The organism is Mycetocola tolaasinivorans, from assembly GCF_003667565.1.
GTDB classification, from domain to species: Bacteria; Actinomycetota; Actinomycetes; order Actinomycetales; family Microbacteriaceae; genus Mycetocola; species Mycetocola tolaasinivorans.
This window is the reverse complement of record NZ_RCUX01000001.1, coordinates 155,684-177,670: the sequence shown is the minus strand read 5'-3', so window position 1 is coordinate 177,670 and position 21,987 is coordinate 155,684. Positions and strand designations below refer to the sequence as shown.

Below are 21,987 nucleotides of genomic sequence, written 5' to 3'. Positions count from 1 at the left end.
CGTGGGGACGAGCCTTACCTGGTTACTTGGCCGGTGCGTAGTTGTAGATCGACGGCACCGCCATACCCGACTGCGGGGTCACGGTTACGGTGCCGTCGGTGACCAGCGCGTAGGTCTGGCGATAGAACGGGACGAACCAGCCCTGCTCCACGATGTGCCGGTTGAGTGCCTGTGCATCGGCCTTGGAATCGGCAACGGCCTCGTGCTGGATCTTGTTCACCAGCTCGGTGGCCACCGGGTCGGTGTAGCCGAAGATGTTGAACGAGCCGGGCAGCAGCTGCCCGGAGATCATCAGCCAGTCGTTGGCGGGCTGGCCGAGGCTCAGCACGAATCCGGGGAAGCCCTTATCGGTGAAGACCTGCTTGAGGGCGGTGGCCTGGTCGAGGTCCTGCCAGGTGAGCTTGACGCCGATGGCGGCAAAGTCGGCCTTGAGCGAGGCAGCGAGGGCGTCGTCCACGATCACCGCGAGGCGCGGCAGGGTGAGATCGAAGCCGTTCGGGTAACCAGCCTCCGCAAGGAGTTCCTTGGCCTTCTTGGGGTCGTGCGTGTAGTAGTTGTCGAGCGACTTGTCGTAGCCGAGGGTGTCGGTACCAAACATCTGGCTGGTGGTGGTGCCGAGACCCTGACGGATCTGCTTGAGCATGGTGTCGCGGTCGATCGCGTAGTTGAGGGCCTGGCGCACGCGGGCGTCGCCGAGGGCGGGCACCATCGCGCCGGCACGGTCGAACAGGATGATGCTCTGCACGTCGACGTTGGTGTCCTGGATCTTGAGCTGAGCGTCCTGCTGGGCGGCCGCGCGCTGGTCGGCGGTCTGCAGCAGCGCGGTGTCGATCTGGCCGGTCTTCAGGCCGTTCACGATCGCGTTCTCGTTGTCGAAGACGCTCAGGGTGAGGGTCTTATAGGGCAGCTTGTCACCCCAGTACCTGTCATCGCGGTCGTACACCCACTTGGTACCGATCACGGTCTTGCCCTTGTCGAGCTCGTACGGGCCGGTTCCGTCGGGGGTGGTCTTCAGGGAGTCCGCGTTCGCAAAGGCGGTGGGGTTTGCCATCAGGCCGGCCGAGTCGCTGAGGCGGAAGATCAGGCTGGGGTCGGGGTCGGTCAGCGCGATGGTGACGTGGGTGGGGTCAACGACGGTGACCTCGGAGACGTTTTTGAGACCCTTCGAGTCAGCGCCGGTGCTGGTTCGAAATCGGTCGATGTTGGCCTTGACCGCTTCGGCATTGAAGGGGGTGCCATCGTGGAACTTGATGTCATCGCGCAGCGTCAGGGTGAGCTGGGTGTTGTCGGCGTTGTACTCCCACTTGGTGGCGAGCATCGGGGTGAAGTCGCCGTTTGCCTGGCGGCGGATCAGGGTGTCGTACACGGCCTGGAAGAACGGCACGCTGCTGCCGGTCGCGTTGATCGGGTCGAGGCTCGTGGGCACCGACAGGGTGGCGATGTTGAGGGTGTCCGACACCGCCGCGGGCTGAGCGGCACCCGCACAGCCCGAGAGCATGACGCCCGTTGCGAGGGTGAGTGCGGCGATGCCGCTCCACTTTCCAAATTTCATAGTTCTAAACCTCGTTGCTTAGATCGCTGATCGAAATCTTGATCGGGTTGGGGGGTCCCCGTGTGGGGTGTACGTCATCCTATACACATTTTTCTACCATGTGGTACTTTTTATTCTCAGCGAGCCTTTCTCACGGCTAAGACACGTATTTCAGCGAGGAGATGAGTATCCAGTGACGCCAAAACCACCCACTCGCAAGGGAGGGCTCACCCGTGCACGCATCGTCGATTCGGCGTTTGAACTCTTCGCGGAGTCGGGATTCACGAGCGTCTCGATCCGGGAAATTGCCGCCCACGCCCACATCAGTCACGTGGGGCTCCTGCACCACTTCGGCAGCAAGGACGAGCTACTCCTCGAGGTGCTGCGCCGCCGAGACAGCTCGGATATCGCCGAGCTTCGCGATGGCGCGCACGGCATCGAGGTACTCGAATGGGCGCTGCACGTGATCCACGACAACGTTTCCCGACCGGGTATCGTCTCGCTCTTCGTCAAGGTTTCCAGCGAGGCAACCGATCCCGATCACCCGGCTCACGAGTTCTTTGCGAACCGCTACGCCCTCCTCGCGGAGTCCGCCGGGCGGGCGTTCGCCGAGCTCTTCGAGGATTCCCCACCACCGATCGCCATCGAACCGCTCGAGGCCGCCCGGCAGTTCATCGCCCTGGCCGACGGCCTCCAGCTGCAGTGGATGCTTTCACCGCACCGCGTGACGACCTACGATTCACTCGTGGTCTTCCTCCGCACGCTGGGAATCACCCCGCGCCCGGTCCCCAGTTTTCCCGAGCACCGCCTGGTCGCGGTCGCGGGCCACCCCGAAAGGACACCGATCCAATGACATCCCCTACCCCAGACCCCTCGGATCTCACCCTCGCAGAGAAGGCCTCCCTCACCTCGGGCAGCGCCACCTGGTACTCCACCGGGGCCGGCGACATTCCGCGCCTGATGCTGACCGACGGCCCGCACGGTCTGCGTCGCCAGCAGGAGGGCGGCGACAACCTCGGCATCGGTGACAGCGTGCCCGCAACCTGCTTCCCGCCGGCCGTGGGGCTCGGCTCCTCCTGGAATGTAGACCTCGCCCGGCGCATCGGCGAAGCCCTCGGCCGCGAGGCCCGCGAACAGGGCGTGCACGTGCTACTCGGCCCGGGCATGAACATCAAGCGCTCCCCGCTGGGCGGACGAAACTTCGAGTACGTATCCGAGGACCCGCACATCACGGGCCGCATCGCCGCGGCCCTGGTGCGCGGCATTCAGTCCCGCGGAGTGGCCGCGACGCCCAAGCACTTCGCGGTCAACAATCAGGAGACCGACCGAATGCGGGTGAGCGCGGACGTCGACGAGCGCACCCTGCGCGAGATCTACCTGCCCGCGTTTGAGCACGTCGTGACCGAAGCCCGGCCCTGGGCGCTGATGTCGTCATACAACCGCATCAACGGCGTCTTCGCGAGCGAAGATCACTCCCTGCAGACCGAGCTGCTGCGCGGCGAGTGGGGCTTTGACGGCGTCGTGATGTCGGACTGGGGCGCGGTCAACGATCGCGTGGCCGCGGTATCATCGGGCCTCGACCTCGAGATGCCGCCCTCGGACACCGACGCCGAGATCGTCGCCGCGGTTGAGTCCGGCACCCTGGACGAGGCCGTGCTCGATACGGTGGTCGAGCGCCTGCGCCTGCTGGCCGCGCGCACCACGGACCCCGCCCTCGCCACCGACCCGGTGGACATCGACGCCCACCACCGCCTGGCGGCGGATGCCGCCGCCGAAGCCATGGTGCTGCTGCGCAATGAGGGCGGCCTGCTCCCCCTCGATGCCGCCGCGGGCGAGCGCATCGCGGTGATCGGAGAGTTTGCGCGCACCCCGCGCTATCAGGGCGGGGGTTCCAGCCGTGTGGTGCCCACCCGTCTGAGCACCGCGCTGGAGGAGATTCGCAGCGTCGCTCCCGCCGCTAGCGTGGAGTTTGCCGCCGGTTTCTCCCTCGAAACCGAGGGTTCCGATGCGGGAACCCTGGCCGCGGAGGCCCTGGCCACGGAGGCCCTGGCCGCCGAGGCCGTCGCGGTTGCCGCCCGCGCCGATCGCGTGCTGCTCTTCCTCGGGCTGCCCGATGGGTATGAATCCGAGGGCTTTGACCGCGAGACCCTGGCCCTGCCCGCCGATCAGCTCGCCCTGCTCACCCGGGTGGCCGCACTGAACGCCCCCGTCGTGGTGATCCTGTCGAACGGTGCCACCGTGGAGGTCGCCGACTGGGCGAACTCGGTCGAGGCGATTCTGGAGACCTGGCTGCTGGGTCAGGGCGGCGGCCTCGCCACCGCCGAGGTGCTGTTTGGCCTTGTCTCCCCCGGCGGAAGGCTCACCGAGACCATCCCGCTGCGCCTCGCCGACACCCCGTCCTACCTCGGTTTCCCGGGCCGCGACGGTCACGTCGTCTACGGTGAGGGCGTCTACGTGGGATACCGCCACTACAACACCCTGAATACCCCGGTGGCCTATGAGTTTGGTTTCGGCCTCACCTACACCACCTTCGAATACACCGACCTGAGCCTTGTACCGGGAGAGACCGCGAACTCCTGGCGGATTTCAGTCACCGTGCAGAACACCGGCGATCGTGACGGGGCCGAGGTTGTCCAGGCCTATGTGGGAGTGACCGAGAGCGCCCCGACGCGTCCCGCGCAGGAGCTGCGTGGCTTTGCAAAGCTCCACCTGGCAGCGGGCGAATCGGGCACCGCCGTGATTAACCTGGATGCGCGTGACTTCGCGACCTGGGATGCGGGCCAGCACCGCTGGCGCGTGGACGCGGGCGTCTTCACCGTGCAGGTGGGCTCGTCTTCGCGCCACATTCGCCTCACGCAGGCCGTGGAAGTTTCGGGCGACGGCTGGATTCCTGAGTTGAGTGAGCAGTCCACCGTGGGCGAGTGGTTTGCGCATCCGGTGGGCGGCCAGCTCCTGCAGAGCGTGCGCGATCGCATGGAGGCCTTCGCCGCGGGCGGCGCCCCCGAGCTCCTGAAGATGGTGGAGCAGGTGCCAATCATCAAGCTCACCTCATGGAAGATGGGCCTGACCCTGGAACGGGTCCGCGAGATGGTGGCCTACGTCGCCGCGGAGCGCAGTCAGGAGTAGTACGCGCGGATGCAATTCGCCCCGCTCTCGACGCTGCAGATTTGAGAGTGGGGCGATTGGCATTCCGATGGGGCCGGTGACGCGAGGCCAAGGAATCATTACAAATTCTCTCGTGTGCGCGAAAATAGGCTACAGTGTGAAGTTAGTTTGCGCATCGGGTCGCTAGCCGCCCAACGATCCAAATCGGTACGCTTCGCACGTCACGATTGGATACTGTGAAGAACTCACTCCTCCGCGCGGGCACCAGAACCCGCCGTTTCACTGCCCTCAGCGTTGGTCTCGCGCTGGCCGCGGGTGCCACCCTGAGCACCGTTACCGCGATCCCCGCTCAGGCGGTCGTGCCCGTCATCGACGAGGTTCAGACCTCCACGATCATGTGGGAGGAGGTGGGCACCTGGACGGGAATCGTGCGCGACGCACGCCCCCAGCGGTACACCCCGGAAATCGCTGGCTGGGCCGACAACACGTTCAACGGCATCGGCTATTTCCTCCTGCGCGAGGGTGACCGCGAGTGGTCGTTTGCTGCGGACTCCGAGGGCACGAAGCGCGTGAACCAGGGCGGCACCAGCACGCTGACCCTGACGGGCAACACCGGATCCGCCCTCGTCGGAAACTACACGGTCACGGCAACCCTGACCTTTGAGGGTAACGACGCACGCTTGTCGTACGCGATCACTGGCGATAACCCCGCCGGCGTTACCGCCTTTTTTGGAGCCAATCTCATCTCGGGTGACGACACCAAGACCGAGGTGGTGAAAAACACCCTCCTGACATGGAGTGAGAGGGCGCGCACGAACCCGGTCCTGGGTGTGACGGCAAACTCGAACGGCAGCGCGCCGACGTTTAACCCCGAGGAATCCGGACCCGGTGAGATCATAATCACCACCACCGGCGCCAGCGAGTTTTCCACCACCGTACTCGTGCAGGATTTTGTTCGGGTAGTCGAATCCTCCCAGCAGAGTGCGCTGAGCTTCGTACGCTCCAAGCTCCCCACGTCGGATGCAACCTTTGGCGAGCAGTACACGATTCAGGAACCGAGCGTACTGCTTGATGACGTCACCGTCGATGCGGATGTCCCGGTCAACCAGGATCTCAGCGCCGCCTTTGACGAGACACTCACGGCCCTCGACTACTTCAATATTCCGGGTTTCCTGCCGGTGATTCACGTTTCGGATCTGCCCGCGGGCCTCAACCTGACCGCGACCGCCAACTGGGAATCTGGCTTCCCGGACCCGACAGATGATTCTGCTGAGAATGAGGGCGAGGAAGAGGCCGTCGACCCGATGACGTTCACCCTCACGGGTACTCCGACCAAGCCGGGCGTCTATACCGTCCCCGTCACGGTCTACCTCATCCAGGACCGGTCTGAGCCGAGCCCGAGCCCCTCGGCGGACCCGGAGCCGGAACCCCAGGCACTGTTCTCGGCGCTCGCGGCGAACGATGAAAATGCCCCCGGCACGTACCCGGTCGACACCACCGTGCAGATCACGGTGAAGGGCAAGGCCGTCGAGCCCACCCCGACGCCGAGCCCGTCCAACTCGGTCCCGACCTCGCCGGTCCCGACCCCGACGGCGACCGACGGCTCGGTTCCGCCCGTGATCACCTCGCCCGAGGCCACCCCCTCACAGACTGCGGGCACCACTGGTCCGACCCTGCCTCACACCGGTGCGGGAGCAGCCGGCCTCGCCCTGCCGATCAGCGTGCTGATCGCCCTGGGCGCCGTGCTCTACCTCGGCGCACGCCGCCGCCGCGCGGCCAACTAGCACTCGCGCGACGGGCACCCGTTCGGCTCTTCCCCGAAGAGCCGGGCGGGTGCCCGCGTTTTACCCGCGGGCACCTAGCCAATAATGAGAAGCCACCCGGCGAGGGCCGAGAGCGAAATGAGCAGCACCGGCACGGTCAGCAGGATGCCCGTGCGGAAATAGCGTCCCCAACCGATGTGAATACCACGGCGGTCCAGCACGTGCAGCCAGAGCAGCGTGGCCAAGCTGCCGATCGGGGTGATCTTCGGCCCGAGATCCGAACCGATCACGTTGGCGTAGATCATCGCCTCATGGGTGAGGCCGGTGGCGCCCGCGGCACCGATGGCGAGTGCGGCGATCAGTACCGTGGGGAGGTTGTTCATGATCGAGGCGAGCACGGCCACGATCACACCCACGCCGAGGGCGGTGACGAGTACCCCGTTCTGGCCGATCCCGGCAAAGACCCCGGCAAGGCGATCGGTGAGTCCCTGATTACGCAGGCCATACACGACCAGATACATGCCGATCGAGAAGAGCACGATCTGCCAGGGTGCCTCACGCACGACCCTCCGCACGGAGATCCGGCGAAGGCCGACCGTCGCGGAGGAGTCTTCGCTCACCGCACGCACCGTCGCATCACCATTCGAGCCCAGCGGCGTCGCCCGGGTAAACAGGAACGCGGGGCGTCGGGCGGCGATCAGGATCAGCGCGAGCGCCCCCACCGCGGTGATGACCGACAGCGGGATGTGCAGCGGATCGGCCACAAAATAGCCGATCAGGAGGACGCCGAGCACCCAGAACCCGGCGGTGAACGTCAGCGGATCGTGGATCGCCGAACGCGGATCCGGGGCGGCGGCGGGGTCGTAGCGGCGCGGGATCGAACGGCGAAATGCCAGGTAGAGCACGCCCAGGCTCGCGGCCACGGTCACGATCCCGACGGGCACCATCACGATCGCGTAGCGCGCGAAGTCGATGCCGAAGTAGTCGGCACTCACGATATTGACCAGGTTGGAGATGACCAGGGGCAGGCTGCCCGCGTCGGCGACGAACCCGCAGGCGAGGACAAAGCCGAGCGAGGCCCGCGCCGAGAATTTGAGCGCGATCAGGATCTGGATCACAATCGGGGTGAGGATCAGCGCCGCACCGTCGTTCGCAAACAGCGCCGAGATGACGGCACCCAGCAGGATCACCATCACAAACAGGAGCCGCCCGTTTCCGCATCCCCAGCGGGTCACGTGCAGCGCGGCCCACTCGAACAGCCCGGACTCATCGAGAATCAGCGAGATCAGCACGATCCCGACGAACGCGAAGGTCGCGTTTCCCACGATGTCCCACACCGTGGGGATGTCGCCCAGGCTTACCACCGTGGTGATCAGGGCGAGGCCGGCACCGCCGAGCGCACTCCAACCGATACCGAGCCCGCGCGGCTGCCAGATCACGAGCACCAGGGTGATAACAAAGATCGCGATGGCAATGATGGTCACGAGTGGGGCTCCTCGATCGACGGACGACTAGCGTGAGTATGCGCCGACACGGGTGGGCGCTCCAAGTAATTGATGAACGCCACGGTTACAGCGCCGCGACCTCACCGAGAAGCGCATCGACGGCACCGGGTACCAGCGCAAAGTATGCCCAGGTGCCGCGCTGCTCCCGGGTGAAGATCCCGGCATCAACCAGAACGCGCAGGTGGTGCGAGACCGTGCCCTGGGTGAGGCCCAGCGGTTCGGTGAGATCACACACACAGGCCTCACGGCCAGGGTGCGCGGACACCATCGAGATCAGGCGCAGGCGCGTCGGATCGGCGATCACCCGCAGTCGTGCGGCCAGTGTCTGGGCCTCCTCGCGTGGCAGCGCCCGCACCTCGGTGCCGGGAGCGCAGGCTTCGGCGCGGCCGGTGATGTCGGCGAGGGGAAGGGGGCTGGTGAACGACACGGGGACTCCGAACAATATTGATGGTGATCAATGTATAGTGAACAGCATACATTGATCGTCATCAATATAGAGCGAGGCTCCCGTGTCACAGTCCCCCACCGTCCTGTTTGTTTGCGTTCACAACGCCGGCCGATCGCAGATGGCCGCCGGATTCCTGGAACACCTCGCGGCCGGCCGCGTGGAGGTACGTTCCGCGGGCTCCGAGCCGCGCGACCAGATCAACCCGGTGGCGGTGTCCGCCATGGCCGAGGTCGGAATCGATATCGCCTCACGTACCCCGAAGATTCTGACGACCGATGCGGTGCGCGCATCCGACGTGGTGATCACGATGGGCTGCGGAGACACCTGCCCGATCTTCCCAGGGAAGCGCTATGAAGACTGGGAGCTCACCGATCCGGCCGGGCAGGGCATCGAAACCGTACGCGTCATCCGAGACGAGATCCGCGGTCGCGTCGAGGCACTGCTCGCGGAAATCCTGCCCGGAGACTAGACCCCGCTCCGCAGCACCCGAGGCACCCGGGTTCCACGCATCCGGCGGCAGGGCGGCTAGGCTCACACCATGCCCCTTGCCCTCATCACCGGTGCCGCACGCGCCAACAGTATCGCCGCCGGAATTGCGCCCGCACTGCGCGCGGACGGGTGGACCGTTGCGACCAGCGACCTCGAGCACGCCGATTATCCGACCGATCTCACGGCCCCCGACGGCCCCGAGTCGCTGATCTCGGCGGTGACCCGCGATCACGGCCGGGTCTCCGCCCTCATACTCAGCCACGCACACGACATCGAATCCGGCCTGCTCGACACCACCGCGGCCAGCTTCGACGCCCACGTCGCAGTCAACGCGCGCGCCAGCCTGCTGCTCATTGCCGCGTTCGCCCGGCAGGTGGGCTCCGAGGGTGGGGCCATTCTGGCCCTCACCAGCGATCACGTCACCGGCAATCTTCCCTACGGTGCCTCGAAGGGTGCGCTGGATCGCCTGGTAATTTCGGCCGCCCGCGAGCTGGGCCCGCAGGGCGTCTCGGCAAACGTCCTGAACCCCGGCCCGATCGACACCGGCTGGATGGATGATGCCACCCGCACGCACCTCACCTCCCTCACCCCGCAGGGCCGGCTGGGCACGCCCGCGGATATTGGCGCGTACGTGGCGTTTCTCGTCTCGCCGGCCGGGCGCTGGATATCCGGGCAGCTGCTTCACGCCGACGGCGGGCTGTCGGCGCGGTTCTAGCCGACTGCGAGGGTCTCTTCCGCGACGCCGGATTCTGCGGCGATGCCGGCTTCTTCCGCCGGGCGCACGTCGCTGTCGACCCGGATACGCAACCCGAGACTCGGTGCCAGGGTGGCCACGGCACGGTCGAGTTGATCCAGCAGGCGCTCCGGATCGGCGGTGATGCGGGGCGCGCTCACCCAGGAGTACTGAGCCGTGCGCACGGCAACGAGGAACACATCAAAGAGGAGCCGGGCGCGCAGCGTGGGTGCCCCGGAGCGTTCGGTGATCGATGCGGCGACCTCCCCGGTCAGGCCCGCACAAAAGCCCAGGTGGTGCGCGGCCACTCCGCTCTGCGCCCGCTCGAGGGCCAGGGCGTCGCGGGTGAGTACCGCCCAGTCAGGGTCGGCTGCGCTCCACTCGCGAATCGCCTCGGCCAGGGTTTCCTGCAGCACCGCAAACACCGAAGCCCCCGGATCAGCCTCGGCCAAGCGGGCGGGGATCAGGGCGAGAAAGGTGCGCCACTGATCCTGAATGGGGGCGAGGGCAGCGTCTTCACGGCTCGTGAAGTAGCGGAAGAACGTGCGCTTGGACACCCCGGCATCGGCACACATCTGCTCGAGGGTGGGGCCACCGGGAACGAGTGAGAGCTGGGCGGCCAGCACGAGCATCCGGCGCATCTCGGCTTTTTTCCGATCGCGCAGGTTCGCCGCGGGATGGGCGGGGTCGGAGGCGATCATTCGCTCACGATAACACCGGCATCCGACAACTGCCACTTGGTGGCACTTTCTGCCGCGTGTCTTTTCCCCGGCCGCCTACATCACTCGAAATACAGCGGGTAGTGCAGCGCACAGCCCGGGTTGAAGGCGGCCGCGCAGTGCGGGCAGGCGTCCACGCTCACGTACTCGTTGACGCTCAGCTCGGTGCCACACACCCCGCACAGGACGGCGTTCTGATCGCGGGCCGAGGCGGGCCAGGGCCGTGCGGGATGATCCGCGGTTTCCTCATGGCAGAGGTGACAGGGATAGTAGCGATCGCAGCACACGTAGCGGATCGCGATCACGTCGAGCTCGGTGCGATAGTGCACGCAGCGCGTCTGCTCATCGACGGTCGGGCCGTACACCCGCGGTCTCACCGGATCACCTCGACGATCATCGCGACGCCCATGCCGCCGCCGATCGAGGCCGCCGCTACGCCCAGGGTTCCTGCGGGCGCACCCGAGCGCACCAGTCGACTAAAGAGTCGCACGATGCTCACCGCACCGCTCGCACCCCAGGGGTGACCGAGCGCGAGGGCACCACCATCGGCGCAAACCCGCGGGTCGTCCTCGACGATGCCCAGCCGATCAAGCACGGCGAGAGACTGCGCGGCGAACGCCTCTACGATCTCGATGGCCGCGATATCCGCGAGCTCGACACCGGCGGTGTTCAGGGCAGCGAGCACCGCGGGCGCCGCGCCGATTCCCGGGAGGGCGGGATCGCTTCCCACCACCGCGTGGGCGCGCACGAGCAATCCGGGGGCGCTGCCCGACCGGGCACGCGGTACAACCACGGTGGCCGCCGCACCGTCGCCGATGCGGGTGGACGTGCCCGCGGTCAGGGAACCACCGGGGAACAGGGCGGGCAGGCGTGTCAGCACCCGCTCGGTCCCGCCGATCGCATCATCGGCGCCGAGGCCCGCGAGGGGCACCAGCTCGGCCGCGAACACACCGCTATCGCGCGCGATGCGGGCTCTCGCGTGGCTGCGCGCGGCGTGGGCATCCTGACGCTCGCGGTCGATACCGTCGTGGGCGGCGAGGTTTTCGGCGGCGCGCACCATATCAGGGTCGGGCCAGCCCGCGGGGGCAAACGGTGCCTTCTCGTAGGCGATTCCATCGATGGAGCGCACGGGTGCGGTCGAGGCACTCTCCACTCCCCCGGCGATGCGGGGGCGCAGATCGCCCGCTCGAATCGCGGTGGCGGCATCGATGATGGCCGCCAGTCCGCTGCCGCACTGGCGGTCCACGGTCTCACCCGGCACCTCAACGCCCAGCCCGGCCGCGAGGGCCGATACCCGTGCGGGGTTGCCGCCCGGGCCCATGCAGTTGCCGAGAATGACGTCGGCAATCACGAGCGTTTCGCCGCCTGCCGCTCGGGCATCATCGAGGGCCGCGGTGATCACCGGGGCCGCCAGCTGCTCGACCCGCAGCCCGGCGAGGGCGCGGCCGCGGGTACCAATCGGCGTGCGCCGGGCGGCAATGATGACGGGGTCAGCGTGTGACACGATCCACCTCTCCGACGAGGGCCCGCCGTTTTGTTTCGGCGCGGGCGGGCTTGCCCGAGGGCGTGCGGGGAATGACGCCGCTGAACCACAGGCGTGGCCGGTGCGCGGGGGCGAGGCTCCGTTCGGCCGCCTCGCGGAGTTCGGTGAGCGTCAGCGGTGTATCTGCCGCTTCCGGCTCGATCACCGCGGCAACCAGCGCCCCGATTCGAGGCGCGGGCACGTCAAAAACCACGGCATCGGCGATCCCCGGAACGCCGCGCAGGGCGGCCTCGACCTCCTCGGGAATGACCGTGGCCGAGGCGGTCAGGATCGCCCCGTCTGAGCGCCCGCGCAGGGTGAGGACGTCGTCGCTCAGCTCCGCGAGATCACCGACCGTTACCCACTCGCCATCGCGACGCAGGGGGCCACCCTCCCCCAGGTATCCGAGCGCGATATAGGGCGAGCGCACCCAGAGCACGCCCGCGCGCACGTCGAGCTCAACCCCGGGGAACGCGCGCAGGCCATCGCCTCGATCAATCGCGATGAAGGAGGCCTCTGCGGCACCGTAGTAGGAGGTGAGGCGAATACCGTTCGCCTCGGCGCGCGCACGCAGCGCGGGGTCGAGGTGCGAGCCACCGACCAGGGCGGTCCGTACGGCCGGAATCGCCTCGGCATCAAGCAGTGACTGGAGCCCCTGCGGGGTACCGTGAAACGCGGTGGCAGTGCGCGCAGATTCGGCGTCCAGCGCGGGGCGCGGGCCCCTACCGGTGAGCGCGTGTGCGAGCGAAAACAGCGTGAGCGAGGAGGCCGGAGGTGCGGGCAGCGCAACCGATTCGGCATCACCCAGGAGTGTGGAAACGGCGGAGAACGAGGTCGCCCACGACGCCTCCGAACGCACCAGAATCCGCGCCGTGCCACTACTTCCCGAGGTCAGGGCGGCCCAGGCGGCACCATCCGGAACGGCAGATTCCGCGGCCAGCGCGGCAACCGCCTCCCACTGCGCGGCGGGCCAGCGCTCATCCCCAATCAGCGGAATGTTTCCAGCTGCACGCACCTCGGCCAGGCGTTCCACAACTCCGTGAGTACTTCCGCGCAACAGAACGATTCGCGGGCTCACGCGGCCACCATCGGGCAGGGCCCCGCCGCATCGCGCACACATCTCACTCGCCGCACACCCACATCCTCAACTGAACACCGTTCTCCTGAACACCGTTCAGTATATCGACGCCCGCCACTCGTTGCAAAGGTGCCGGCCCTGTCTACGACGGACGCTCCGTGTCGGCCGCGCGGGCCGCGACCCGCGCCACCCGCGCCGCCATCATCATGACGATCAACACGGCAACAACCACCGCGAGCACCACACAGCCGAGACCCGTGCTTCCGAGCGGAAACAGACAGGCTATCCCGCCGATGATTGTCAGCACACCACCGGTGACGGAGAGGGCGCGCGCCCGAACATGGCCGGCGCTCCATGCCGCATCACTCGCCAGGGTTTCCGGAATACGAATGCCCGCAGACGAGTTTCGTCCGATCCTTCCGGATGCGGCCGCGCTGGCAATCCAGACCATGATGATTCCGCCAACGATGAGGATTGCGGCAAGGATGATTCGGATTGCGAGTGGGGCGTCGTCCATGCCCACAGCATACGGGGTACCCTACGCCGTCGCGCGAGTACCGCGACCGATCAGCCCCGCACGCACGAGCAGCAGGTAGATTTCGCAGCCGAGGCAGAAGCCGACGGCGGCGTTGAGGAACGCGGCGATGAACGCGGCCGATCCGGCGATGACGAGCGCCCAGGGCACCCCGATCAGGTGCAGGACGAGGCCGATCCCCACCACGGTGAGGCCCACCCCCTGGGCGAAGCGCGGCGGGCGGGCATCCTCCCACTCGGTGGGGGCCGACAGGCGCGGACGCACCAGGCGACGGAAGATGACGGTGAGGGGCTGCGATGCCGGCGCGATCAGCGACCAGGCAAACAGCACGGCTACCAGGAGCTGGATCAGGAAGCCGGGATCGGCGATCCGGGCACTGATCGAGAGACCGCCGAGGTTTCCACCGGTCGAGGTGCCGATGATCGCAAAGAAGACACCGAGGACGAGCAGCACCGAGGTGATGGCGGCGCCCACCCGCGGGGCACGGGGGTCTACCTTTCCGGGCGGCGGGCCGGGACGGACGGGGGTTTCAGCTGCGGACACGGTGGCCTCCGGGGTACGTTTCGGGTTCGGGGTGCGGTTCAGTTCGTGGACCAACCCGGCGCAGGCGTCCAGCGCCGGGGAAAGAAAGGGCTCACCCGCGGGCATGCGAGCCCTCCAGGATGGCGTCCAACTCGGTCACGACGGTATCGCGTGCAATAACACCGGAGAGCCGGGCAGTTGCGTTTCCGCGCGCATCCAGCAGCAGCACGGTCGGGGTTTGCAGCAGGTTGAAGCGGCTCGCGAGCACGGGCTGATGGGTCACGTCCACGTGCACGAAATCCACGTCCTCGCGGGTATCGACGAGGGCGGAGAGTACGCGCCGGGTGCCCGGGCAGCGTGCGCACACCTCGGTGCTGAACTGGACGATCGTAGCGCGCTCCCCCAGCACGGACACCCCGAGAACCCCGGGTTCAATCCGGTCATCCGACGCGGGGCGACTGACCCGGCCATTTCGGGCACGCAGCAGCAGAATGATAAGTACCGAGACGAGCAGCAGCCCACCGAGGAACGCCAGGGCGATCAGCGGGCTCATGCGCGTGCCGCCAAATCGGCACCCGCGAATCGTGCGGGTGCGGCGGGGGCGGGCGGGGTACTCATGGTGCGAGCGTAGATCGGCGCCCCGGATGGCACAACCCCGCCGTCACACGCGGTAACGCCAGGTTACGTCCGAGCGCGCACACACCAAAGGCTCCGGATTCTGAGAATCCGGAGCCCCGTGCAGATCGGAGCTATGCGCTCAGCTGGCCTCCCCCGCGGCGCATCTGCGCGGCCGCCGGGCAGTCGAAGGGGTCGCGCGCGGCGAGGCCCACGCGGTTGAGGTAGGCGATCACGATCGCGTAGGAGCGCAGGATCGACGTCTCGGTGTAGGGCACGTCCAGGGTCTTGCAGTGTTCCATCACGATCTTCCGGGTCGCGGCGAGGTGCGGGCGTGCCATGCTCGGGAACAGGTGGTGCTCGACCTGGTAGTTGAGTCCGCCCATGAACCAGGCCACCCAGGCACCACCGTGAATGTTCCGGGAGGTGCGCACCTGCTTGGAGAAGAAGTCGAGGCGGGCGGCGGGATCGATGATCGGCATGCCCTTGTGGTTCGGCGCAAACGAGGCACCCATGTACACCCCGAATACAGCCATCATCACGCCGAAGAAGGCGAAGGCCATGCCGAGCGGCAGGAAGAGGAACATCGGGGTGAGCACCAGGGCGAAGCGAGCGGAAATCATGCCGAGCTCGATCCAGCGGCCGCGGACCTTGCCGGGGCTCGCGAGGTGCTTGAAACCAAGGTAGTGGAGGTTCAGGCCCTCGAGGGTGAGCAGTGGGAAGAAGAGCCAGCCCTGACGCTGGGTGATGAATCGGCGCAGACCGCGTGCGGTGGCGGCATCCTCCTCAATGAAGGAGATGGTGTCGAGCTCGATGTCTGGATCCTTGCCCACCTTGTTGGGGTTGGCGTGGTGCCGGCTGTGCTTTGAATCCCACCAGGAATAACTCATGCCCACGACCGAGGTCAGAACCCGGGCGAGGCGGTCGTTCGCCGGGCCGGAGGCCAGGATCTGGCGGTGCGCGGCCTCGTGTGCAAGGAAGGCAACCTGGGTAAACAGGATGCCGAATGCGGCGGCGATCAGCAGCTGGAACCAGGAGTGGCCGATCAGTATTGACCCGGCAATGGCCGCTCCGAACGCGAGCACCAGGCCCGCGCCCACGAGCGCGTAAAACAGCGGTGCCCGGCGCAGCAGGCCGGCGGCGCGGACCTCGGCGGAAACCTGCTTATAGGCCTGCGCGATCGGCGGGAAGTCACTCGTCCGGGCCGTGGTGCGGCGCACCGGGCCAAGGGTGGAGGTGGGTTCGGCGTACGTCGATTCCATGATCGGCACCGTTCTTCTGGCTAGCAGCGCGTGCTCAGGGGGCCGGGCTGCAATGAAGCGAAGGGCGGTTGCCGATTGCTGTCTTCAGTGTATGCGCTCGGGTATACGCCGGTGGGTATGCACAGCAGAGTCACATGCTTCGGCGCACACGTTTTGCGTGCGCCGAAGCATGTGCGCGGCTAATCCCCCTTGACATTAACGATCTGGCGCAGCGTGTGCAGCACCGTGACGAGCTCGGCGGAGTCCGCCATGACGACGTCAATGTCCTTGTACGCCGCGGGAATCTCGTCGATGAAGGCCTCGGTGTCTCGGTACTCAATCCCCGCCATCGCCTCCCGCAGCTGCTCCCGCGTGAATGCCCTCCGCGCGGCGCTGCGCGAGTACTCGCGCCCGGCACCGTGCGGTGAGGACTTCAGCGCTACCGGGTTACCGAGGCCCTCGACCACGTAGGAGCGCGTGCCCATCGAGCCCGGAATGAGCCCCAGCACGCCCTTTTCTGCGTTGATCGCCCCCTTTCGCGACACCCAGACCTCCTTCCCGAAGTGATTTTCACGGGCGGTGTAGTTGTGGTGGCAGTTGATGCGCTCGTACTCGGTGACGCTCTCCCCCGTCCAGGCCTCGAACCGCGACACCACGCGGTCCATCATCTCCTCGCGGTTGGCGAGGGCGAAGTCCTGAGCCCAGTGCAGTTCGGTGATGTACCGGGTGAACTGCTCGGTGCCCTGAGGCAGGTAGGCGAGTGCGGGATCGGGCAGCGGGATCCACCAGAGTGCGGCGAGATCCTGCGCCACCCGAATGTGATGCTGCGCGATCCGGTTGCCCACCCCGCGCGAGCCGGAGTGCAGGAACAGCCACACGCGATCCTCCTCGTCGAGGGACACCTCGATGAAGTGGTTCCCGGAACCGAGCGAACCCAGCTGCAGCCGCCAATTGGGGGCATAGGTGGCGGGGTCAAATCCCGCTCTTTCGGCGGCCGCGCTCAGCCGGTCGTTCCGTATGGTCGCGGTCGCGGTTTCCGCGGTGTTGTACTGCCCGGCAGACAGCGGTACCGCGGCCTCGATCTCGGTGCGCAGCGCCGCGCGGTCCAGGTGCGCGATGGACTCCGCGGTGAACTGGGTGCGCACCGCGATCATGCCACACCCGATGTCGACACCCACGGCCGCCGGAATGATGGCGTCGCGGGTGGGCAGCACGCTGCCCACGGTGGCCCCCATCCCAAGGTGGGCATCGGGCATCAGGGCAATGTGGGGATGGATAAACGGCAGACGGGAGGCGGTCTCCGCCTGTTCACGCGTCTTGGGTTCCAAAATCGACGCCCAGCTCATGAGCGTCTTCGAGATTCTCTCCATGCCGTTTTCCCTTCACATGGTCGCCTACTCGGCGGAAGGACCCATCATCTGAAAATGGGCAACCGGTCAGTATACGGGGAAAACTGCCGGGTGCAACAGCTTTTTCTGTGCGCTAATCGGCCGCGGGCCGACGACGGTTCTGCTTCGTTTGCGAGCGCTGCCCCTTGGCCTGCAGCCGGCGCTGCTGAGAACCACGGGTGGGCCGGGTGGCTCGACGACGCGGGCCATCCGGGCGCAGCGCGGTGCGGACCCGCTCGCCGAGCTTCACCAGCGCGCGCTCGCGGTTACGGAGCTGGGAGCGCTGCTCGGACGCGGTGATCTGGATCACGCCGTCATTCAGGAGGCCCGACAGCCGCTCTAGCAGCCGCTCGCGCTGATCCTCGGTCAGCACGCGCGACTCGGCGACGTTCCAGCGCAGCTGCGCCTGCGAATCCGAGGTGTTCACGTGCTGACCACCGGGCCCCGAAGAGCGCGAAAAGCTCCACTCCAGCTCGGCGGCCGGAATGGTGAGCGATCGGGAAATCTCGAGGTCCATGACGCCTCCACCCTACCCTCCTCCCCCGGCTCCACTGTGGTTCAGCGCGCGGCGCGCTGCCAGGAGCGGCGGCCACCGAGGGGCAGTACGAGCGGGGTGCCCGAGATCGGGTCGGTGATCACGCTGCAGGGCAGGTCGTAGACCGCCTCCACGAGTTCGGCGGTGATGATCTCGCGCGGATCCCCCTGCGCCACGATTGCGCCGTCCCGCATCGCGACGAGGTGGGTGGCGTAGCGTGCCGCATGGTTGAGATCATGGAGCACCGCGACCAGGGTGGTGCCCTCCCGATGCAGCTCGGCGAAGAGCTCCATGAGGTCGATCTGATGCGCGATATCGAGGAAGGTCGTGGGCTCATCCAGCAGCAGGTGGCCGGTCTGCTGGGCGAGCGCCATCGCGACCCATACGCGCTGCCGTTGCCCACCGGAGAGCTCATCCACCAGGCGGCGCGAAAGCTCGGTGGTACCGGTGACATCCATTGCCTCGGCCACCGCGCGCTCATCCTCGCGGCTCCAGGTGCGCATCGCGTTCTGGTGCGGGAAGCGGCCCCGGCCCACCAGGTCGGCCACGGTGATGCCGTCCGGCGAGAGCGAAGACTGCGGCAGGAGGCCCAGCTTTCGCGCCGCCTCCTTCGGCTTGAGCGAGCGCAGCTCGGCACCATCCAGCAGGACCGATCCGGTGCTTGGTTTGAGCAGCCGTGCAAACCCGCGCAGCAGCGTGGACTTCCCGCAGGCGTTCGGGCCGATGATGATGGTAAACGAGTTGTCCGGTACCTCGAGCGACAGCTCGGAGATGATCGGGGTATCCCCGTAGCCCAGCGTGATATCGCGGGCCTGTAGCGAGGCGGTCATGAGTGTTCCTTTCACGCGCGGCGCGAGTATTGCCGGGCAAGCAGCCAGGCCAGGTAGAGGCCGCCCACCGAGACGGTGACGACGCCCACGGGCACCTCCAGGAGCTGCGCGGCGCCATCCGAGACCACCACGAGAGCGGCACCGGTGAGCATCACGGGCAGGGTGCCCATCGGGGTGTTTGAGCGGATGAGACGCTGGGCGATCTGCGGGGCAGCCAGCGCAATGAACGAGATCGGGCCGGCCGCGGCCGTGACGAGTGCCACCAGGGCGACGCCGATCACCATCGCCGAGAAGCGGGTGCGGGCGGGATGGATGCCGAGCGCGGTGGCCGCGTCATCCCCCATCTCCAGCACCGGCAGGGTGCGATTCAGCGGGAGCGCCACGCAGACCACGAGCACAAACACGATGGCCGCGGGAATCAGCTGATCAAACCCGAGCGAGGCCAGCGATCCGGCACCCCAGGTGGCGGCCATCATGGCCTTTTCCACGCTCACGGTGATGAGTATCCACGAGGTCAGCGAGCCAAGGCCCGCTGAGACTCCGATGCCCACGATGATCAGCCGGAACGACGACATTACGTGTTTATTCGCGAGGAAGTACACCAGCAGCGCGGTGAGCAGACCGCCCACGAGCGCCCCCACGGCCTTGAACGCGTAGGTGTTGAGGTTGAACACCAGCATCAGCAGGGTCACCCCGAACTGCGCGCCGATACCAAAACCGATGATGTCCGGCGAGCCCAGCGGGTTGCGGGTCAGGGACTGGAAGATACCGCCCGACAGTGCAAGGGCGGCACCGCAGAGTACCGCAAACAGCACGCGCGGCAGACGCCACTCAAAAACCACCTGGCGGATGTCCGGATCGGCGGCGGGGTTGACGATCGCGTCCATCACCGCGCCAAACGAGATCCCATAGGCACCGATGGTCATCGAGTATAGGCCACCGGCGATGATCACGACCAGCAGCACGGCCGAGACCACCAGGGAGCGCACCGGAATGCGCCAGGCGATGCGACGGTTTTCCCAGAAAACGTGCCGCCGACCAAACTCCACCGGGGGAAGCTCACGCGATGCCACCGGCAGATTATTGTCAACGCTCACAGCCCACTCACCTGCTTTCGGCGCACGAGTGCGATGAGGACCGGCGCACCCAGCAGACCCGTAACGATGCCCACCCGCAGCTCACCGTTGGGCAGCACGACGCGGCCCAGGATGTCTGCAAGAAGGAGAAAAATGGGGCCGATCAGGATCGAGTACGAGATGACCCAGCGCTGATCCGGCCCGGTGAACCACCGCACCATGTGCGGGATCATGATGCCCACAAAACCGATGGGCCCCGCCGCCGCCACGGCGGTACCGGCGAGCAGCGTCACGGCGATGATCACCAGGATGCGGGTTGTCCGGATGCGGGCGCCAAGCGACTGCGCAAGGTCATCCCCGAGGGCCAGCGCGTTGAGCGAGCGGGCGCACACCATCGCGATTACCAGCCCTCCGACGATCAGCGGGATAACCCAGACGAGCTGATCCATCGTGCGGCCGCCCACCGACCCCACACCCCAGAAGCGGGTGACGTCCAGCGCATTGCGGTTTTGCAGCACGATCGCGGTGGTGAAACCGGTGAATGCGGCACCGAGCGCCACCCCGGCCAGGGTGAGCTTCATCGGCGTCGCTCCCGAACTGCCAAACGACCCGAGTGCGTACACGAGCACCGTGAGCACGAACGCTCCGCCGAGGGCGAAGGGGACGTAGGATCCGGGGGTTGTGAGCCCCAGCACGCCCACCGCGAAGGTCACCGCAAAGGATGCCCCGGCGTTGACCCCGAGGATCCCGGGGTCGGCCAGCGGATTGCGGGTAAACGCCTGAATCAGCGCGCCACAGACCGCGAGTGCGGCCCCGATAAAGACCGCGAGAATGGTGCGCGGCAGGCGCAGCTGCTGCACCATCAGGTGCAGCGGATTCGCGTCATCGTAGGCGGTGATGGCCGCGAGCACGGTGGCCGGATCGATCGCCCGGTTGCCGACCGCGAGGGAGGCGATCACCGCACACACCAGGATGCCGGCCGCCACACACAGCCCCAGAACCTTGAGCCCGGTGTGGCGCGGGGCGTGCTCGGGTGCGGGTGTGGGCTCAAGCTCAGGTGTGGGCTCGGGTGATTCCGCGGGTGCCTGAGCCGGCTCGGCGGCAGGCACACGCCCGCCCGCTCCCGGAAGTTCCGGGAGCGGGCGGGCGCCGGTCACATCGGCGGTCACTTGCCCGTGTTGGTGGGCTTGCCCTGCACCGCGGCGGCGAGATCGTCGACGTACTTCGGCAGGATGTACTTGAGCGAGAGCACGGTCGGGGCGCTGATGGCCGCGGCCTCGGCATCCTCGTTGTAGATCACATAGTGGCCGTCGGCGATGGGCTGCCAGCGCGAAACGATCTTGTTCTCGACGGTGTAGACGCCGTCGGCGTGGCTGCTGCCCCAGGCAACAAAGAGGTCAGCGGGTACATCGTAGAGCTTTTCGAGGCTGACGCCGGTGTACCAGTTGTCGCCCTCGGCGGATCTCAGGAAGGAGTCCATCGCCGAGGTGGAGGTGAAGCCGAGCGCCTCGGTGATGCGCACGCGGCCGTCGTACTTGAGGTACACGCCAAGGTCGGTGCCGCCCTCGTTCAGGGTCAGGCCCCAGACGAACGACTTATCCTTGAACTCGGGGTGTGCGGCGGCGAGGGTCGACACCTGGGTTTCGGTTTCCTTGATCAGCTCCTCGGCCTTCTGGTCCTCCCACATGGCCTTACCCACAACGCGGGTCATGCTCTCCCAGGTGCCCGGGTTCCAGGGTCCCTCGATGTAGGGCACGGTCGGGGCGATCTCGCTGAGACGCTTGTACTCGATGTCGCTGATGCCCGAGTAGAGGCCGAGGATGAGGTCCGGCTTGAGTGCCTTGATGGCCTCATAGTTCGGGCCCTCATCACCGGCGGGGATGATCTCCGGGGTCTTGCCAAACTCCTTCTTCGTATAGTCCTCAAGCCACGGGGTGAAGCCGCTGTCGCCCGCACCCCAGACCTTCTCTACGCCGACCGGGTTGACGCCGAGGGCGGCCACGATGTCGGGGGTCATCCAGCTGAGGGCGACGATGCGCTCCGGCTTTTTGGGAATGGTGGTCTTACCGTGGGCGTGCTCAACGACCACACCGGTCGTGGCGGCGGGGGCGTCCGATCCACCGGGCTTGGCCTCGGTGCTGGTGGCGCATCCGGTCATGGCGAGTACGGCGGCCAGCGCGACGGCGGCCAGCGTCGTGACGCGGCCTGCCTTCGGGCGCGCGGGGGCGTGCGGCATGGTTCTCCTTGAGAGTTTGGTGGGGAAGTGTTGCCGCTATGACGCGGCTTGATTAGGTAACGCTAACCTAATATGTCGATGGTAGGACGGATCCCCATCGCACAGTGTCGCCAAAC

General features: G+C 66.9%; 22 protein-coding genes. 5 read left to right on the top strand and 17 right to left on the bottom strand.

Features of this window, described 5'->3' with window-relative positions; genetic code table 11:
• Window positions 1-22: 22 nt before the first annotated feature.
• Window positions 23-1,552 carry an ABC transporter substrate-binding protein gene (locus D9V32_RS00825; RefSeq protein WP_121647001.1) on the bottom strand — a complete coding sequence of 510 codons (1,530 nt, stop codon included), beginning with the start codon at window positions 1,550-1,552 and terminating at the stop codon, window positions 23-25.
• 172 nt (window positions 1,553-1,724) lie between these two features.
• Between D9V32_RS00825 and D9V32_RS00820 the strand changes: the two genes are divergently transcribed.
• The 3 genes from D9V32_RS00820 (at window position 1,725) to D9V32_RS00810 (ending at window position 6,420) form a co-directional block, all read left to right on the top strand.
• Window positions 1,725-2,384 carry a TetR/AcrR family transcriptional regulator gene (locus D9V32_RS00820; RefSeq protein ID WP_121647000.1) on the top strand — a complete coding sequence of 220 codons (660 nt, stop codon included), beginning with the start codon at window positions 1,725-1,727 and terminating at the stop codon, window positions 2,382-2,384.
• Entirely contained in the window at window positions 2,381-4,657 is a 2,277-nt protein-coding gene (locus D9V32_RS00815) for a glycoside hydrolase family 3 C-terminal domain-containing protein (protein ID WP_121646999.1), read from the top strand. The genes D9V32_RS00820 and D9V32_RS00815 overlap by 4 nt, the downstream gene beginning before the upstream one ends.
• Before the next feature lie 215 nt (window positions 4,658-4,872).
• Complete coding sequence (locus D9V32_RS00810; protein WP_121646998.1) at window positions 4,873-6,420, top strand: hypothetical protein; 1,548 nt, start codon at window positions 4,873-4,875, stop codon at window positions 6,418-6,420.
• A gap of 74 nt (window positions 6,421-6,494) precedes the next feature.
• Here the strand turns inward: D9V32_RS00810 and D9V32_RS00805 are convergent, their stop codons facing one another.
• The gene (locus D9V32_RS00805) at window positions 6,495-7,883 is read right to left on the bottom strand and encodes an arsenic transporter (protein ID WP_121646997.1); all 1,389 of its coding nucleotides are present in this window, start codon (window positions 7,881-7,883) and stop codon (window positions 6,495-6,497) included.
• An 85-nt stretch (window positions 7,884-7,968) separates the two neighbouring features.
• Complete coding sequence (locus D9V32_RS00800; RefSeq protein ID WP_425461991.1) at window positions 7,969-8,331, bottom strand: ArsR/SmtB family transcription factor; 363 nt, start codon at window positions 8,329-8,331, stop codon at window positions 7,969-7,971.
• Between the two features lie 82 nt (window positions 8,332-8,413).
• On the opposite strand from D9V32_RS00800, the gene D9V32_RS00795 reads away from it, so the two are divergent.
• Window positions 8,414-8,821, top strand: a complete 408-nt coding sequence (locus tag D9V32_RS00795; RefSeq protein WP_121646995.1) for an arsenate reductase ArsC — start codon at window positions 8,414-8,416, stop codon at window positions 8,819-8,821.
• A gap of 69 nt (window positions 8,822-8,890) precedes the next feature.
• Window positions 8,891-9,556, top strand: coding sequence for an SDR family oxidoreductase (locus D9V32_RS00790; protein ID WP_121646994.1), 666 nt, complete (start codon window positions 8,891-8,893; stop codon window positions 9,554-9,556).
• Here D9V32_RS00790 and D9V32_RS00785 read toward each other — a convergent pair.
• The 14 genes from D9V32_RS00785 to D9V32_RS00720 form a co-directional block, all read right to left on the bottom strand.
• Complete coding sequence (locus tag D9V32_RS00785) at window positions 9,553-10,275, bottom strand: TetR/AcrR family transcriptional regulator (protein WP_121646993.1); 723 nt, start codon at window positions 10,273-10,275, stop codon at window positions 9,553-9,555. The genes D9V32_RS00790 and D9V32_RS00785 overlap by 4 nt on opposite strands.
• 80 nt (window positions 10,276-10,355) lie before the next feature.
• Window positions 10,356-10,670: a CHY zinc finger protein gene (locus tag D9V32_RS00780; protein ID WP_245981892.1), complete on the bottom strand. Its 315-nt coding sequence runs from the start codon at window positions 10,668-10,670 to the stop codon at window positions 10,356-10,358.
• Window positions 10,667-11,800: a thiolase family protein gene (locus tag D9V32_RS00775; protein WP_425461992.1), complete on the bottom strand. Its 1,134-nt coding sequence runs from the start codon at window positions 11,798-11,800 to the stop codon at window positions 10,667-10,669. Before D9V32_RS00775 ends, D9V32_RS00780 begins: the two co-directional genes overlap by 4 nt.
• Window positions 11,784-12,893: an AMP-binding enzyme gene (locus D9V32_RS00770; protein WP_245981887.1), complete on the bottom strand. Its 1,110-nt coding sequence runs from the start codon at window positions 12,891-12,893 to the stop codon at window positions 11,784-11,786. Before D9V32_RS00770 ends, D9V32_RS00775 begins: the two co-directional genes overlap by 17 nt.
• Before the next feature lie 142 nt (window positions 12,894-13,035).
• Complete coding sequence (locus D9V32_RS00765; protein ID WP_121646989.1) at window positions 13,036-13,410, bottom strand: SdpI family protein; 375 nt, start codon at window positions 13,408-13,410, stop codon at window positions 13,036-13,038.
• 21 nt (window positions 13,411-13,431) lie between these two features.
• Window positions 13,432-14,076: a DUF4395 domain-containing protein gene (locus D9V32_RS00760; RefSeq protein ID WP_121646988.1), complete on the bottom strand. Its 645-nt coding sequence runs from the start codon at window positions 14,074-14,076 to the stop codon at window positions 13,432-13,434.
• The gene (locus D9V32_RS00755) at window positions 14,063-14,503 is read right to left on the bottom strand and encodes a thioredoxin family protein (RefSeq protein ID WP_121646987.1); all 441 of its coding nucleotides are present in this window, start codon (window positions 14,501-14,503) and stop codon (window positions 14,063-14,065) included. The genes D9V32_RS00760 and D9V32_RS00755 overlap by 14 nt, the downstream gene beginning before the upstream one ends.
• 196 nt (window positions 14,504-14,699) lie before the next feature.
• Window positions 14,700-15,827: a fatty acid desaturase family protein gene (locus D9V32_RS00750; RefSeq protein ID WP_121647202.1), complete on the bottom strand. Its 1,128-nt coding sequence runs from the start codon at window positions 15,825-15,827 to the stop codon at window positions 14,700-14,702.
• A 179-nt stretch (window positions 15,828-16,006) separates the two neighbouring features.
• Complete coding sequence (locus D9V32_RS00745) at window positions 16,007-17,176, bottom strand: RtcB family protein (protein ID WP_121646986.1); 1,170 nt, start codon at window positions 17,174-17,176, stop codon at window positions 16,007-16,009.
• Between the two features lie 112 nt (window positions 17,177-17,288).
• Window positions 17,289-17,711 (bottom strand): alternative ribosome rescue aminoacyl-tRNA hydrolase ArfB, encoded by a 423-nt coding sequence (gene arfB / locus D9V32_RS00740; RefSeq protein WP_121646985.1) that lies wholly within the window; start codon window positions 17,709-17,711, stop codon window positions 17,289-17,291.
• A gap of 41 nt (window positions 17,712-17,752) precedes the next feature.
• Entirely contained in the window at window positions 17,753-18,559 is an 807-nt protein-coding gene (locus tag D9V32_RS00735; RefSeq protein WP_121646984.1) for an ABC transporter ATP-binding protein, read from the bottom strand.
• An 11-nt stretch (window positions 18,560-18,570) separates the two neighbouring features.
• Window positions 18,571-19,656: a FecCD family ABC transporter permease gene (locus D9V32_RS00730; protein WP_121646983.1), complete on the bottom strand. Its 1,086-nt coding sequence runs from the start codon at window positions 19,654-19,656 to the stop codon at window positions 18,571-18,573.
• Window positions 19,653-20,804: a FecCD family ABC transporter permease gene (locus tag D9V32_RS00725; protein WP_245981884.1), complete on the bottom strand. Its 1,152-nt coding sequence runs from the start codon at window positions 20,802-20,804 to the stop codon at window positions 19,653-19,655. The genes D9V32_RS00730 and D9V32_RS00725 overlap by 4 nt, the downstream gene beginning before the upstream one ends.
• Entirely contained in the window at window positions 20,801-21,871 is a 1,071-nt protein-coding gene (locus D9V32_RS00720) for an ABC transporter substrate-binding protein (RefSeq protein ID WP_121646982.1), read from the bottom strand. The genes D9V32_RS00725 and D9V32_RS00720 overlap by 4 nt, the downstream gene beginning before the upstream one ends.
• Window positions 21,872-21,987: the final 116 nt, after the last annotated feature.

What these genes read in the sequence shown, in the direction of transcription:
- D9V32_RS00755 (WP_121646987.1), bottom strand. Translation starts at nt 14,503, where the DNA reads ATGAGCCCGCTGATCGCCCTGGCGTTCCTCGGTGGGCTGCTGCTCGTC.
- D9V32_RS00720 (WP_121646982.1), bottom strand. Translation starts at nt 21,871, where the DNA reads ATGCCGCACGCCCCCGCGCGCCCGAAGGCAGGCCGCGTCACGACGCTG.
- D9V32_RS00735 (WP_121646984.1), bottom strand. Translation starts at nt 18,559, where the DNA reads ATGACCGCCTCGCTACAGGCCCGCGATATCACGCTGGGCTACGGGGAT.
- arfB (WP_121646985.1), bottom strand. Translation starts at nt 17,711, where the DNA reads ATGGACCTCGAGATTTCCCGATCGCTCACCATTCCGGCCGCCGAGCTG.
- D9V32_RS00750 (WP_121647202.1), bottom strand. Translation starts at nt 15,827, where the DNA reads ATGGAATCGACGTACGCCGAACCCACCTCCACCCTTGGCCCGGTGCGC.
- D9V32_RS00760 (WP_121646988.1), bottom strand. Translation starts at nt 14,076, where the DNA reads ATGCCCGCGGGTGAGCCCTTTCTTTCCCCGGCGCTGGACGCCTGCGCC.
- D9V32_RS00785 (WP_121646993.1), bottom strand. Translation starts at nt 10,275, where the DNA reads ATGATCGCCTCCGACCCCGCCCATCCCGCGGCGAACCTGCGCGATCGG.
- D9V32_RS00790 (WP_121646994.1), top strand. Translation starts at nt 8,891, where the DNA reads ATGCCCCTTGCCCTCATCACCGGTGCCGCACGCGCCAACAGTATCGCC.
- D9V32_RS00815 (WP_121646999.1), top strand. Translation starts at nt 2,381, where the DNA reads ATGACATCCCCTACCCCAGACCCCTCGGATCTCACCCTCGCAGAGAAG.
- D9V32_RS00765 (WP_121646989.1), bottom strand. Translation starts at nt 13,410, where the DNA reads ATGGACGACGCCCCACTCGCAATCCGAATCATCCTTGCCGCAATCCTC.
- D9V32_RS00745 (WP_121646986.1), bottom strand. Translation starts at nt 17,176, where the DNA reads ATGGAGAGAATCTCGAAGACGCTCATGAGCTGGGCGTCGATTTTGGAA.
- D9V32_RS00825 (WP_121647001.1), bottom strand. Translation starts at nt 1,552, where the DNA reads ATGAAATTTGGAAAGTGGAGCGGCATCGCCGCACTCACCCTCGCAACG.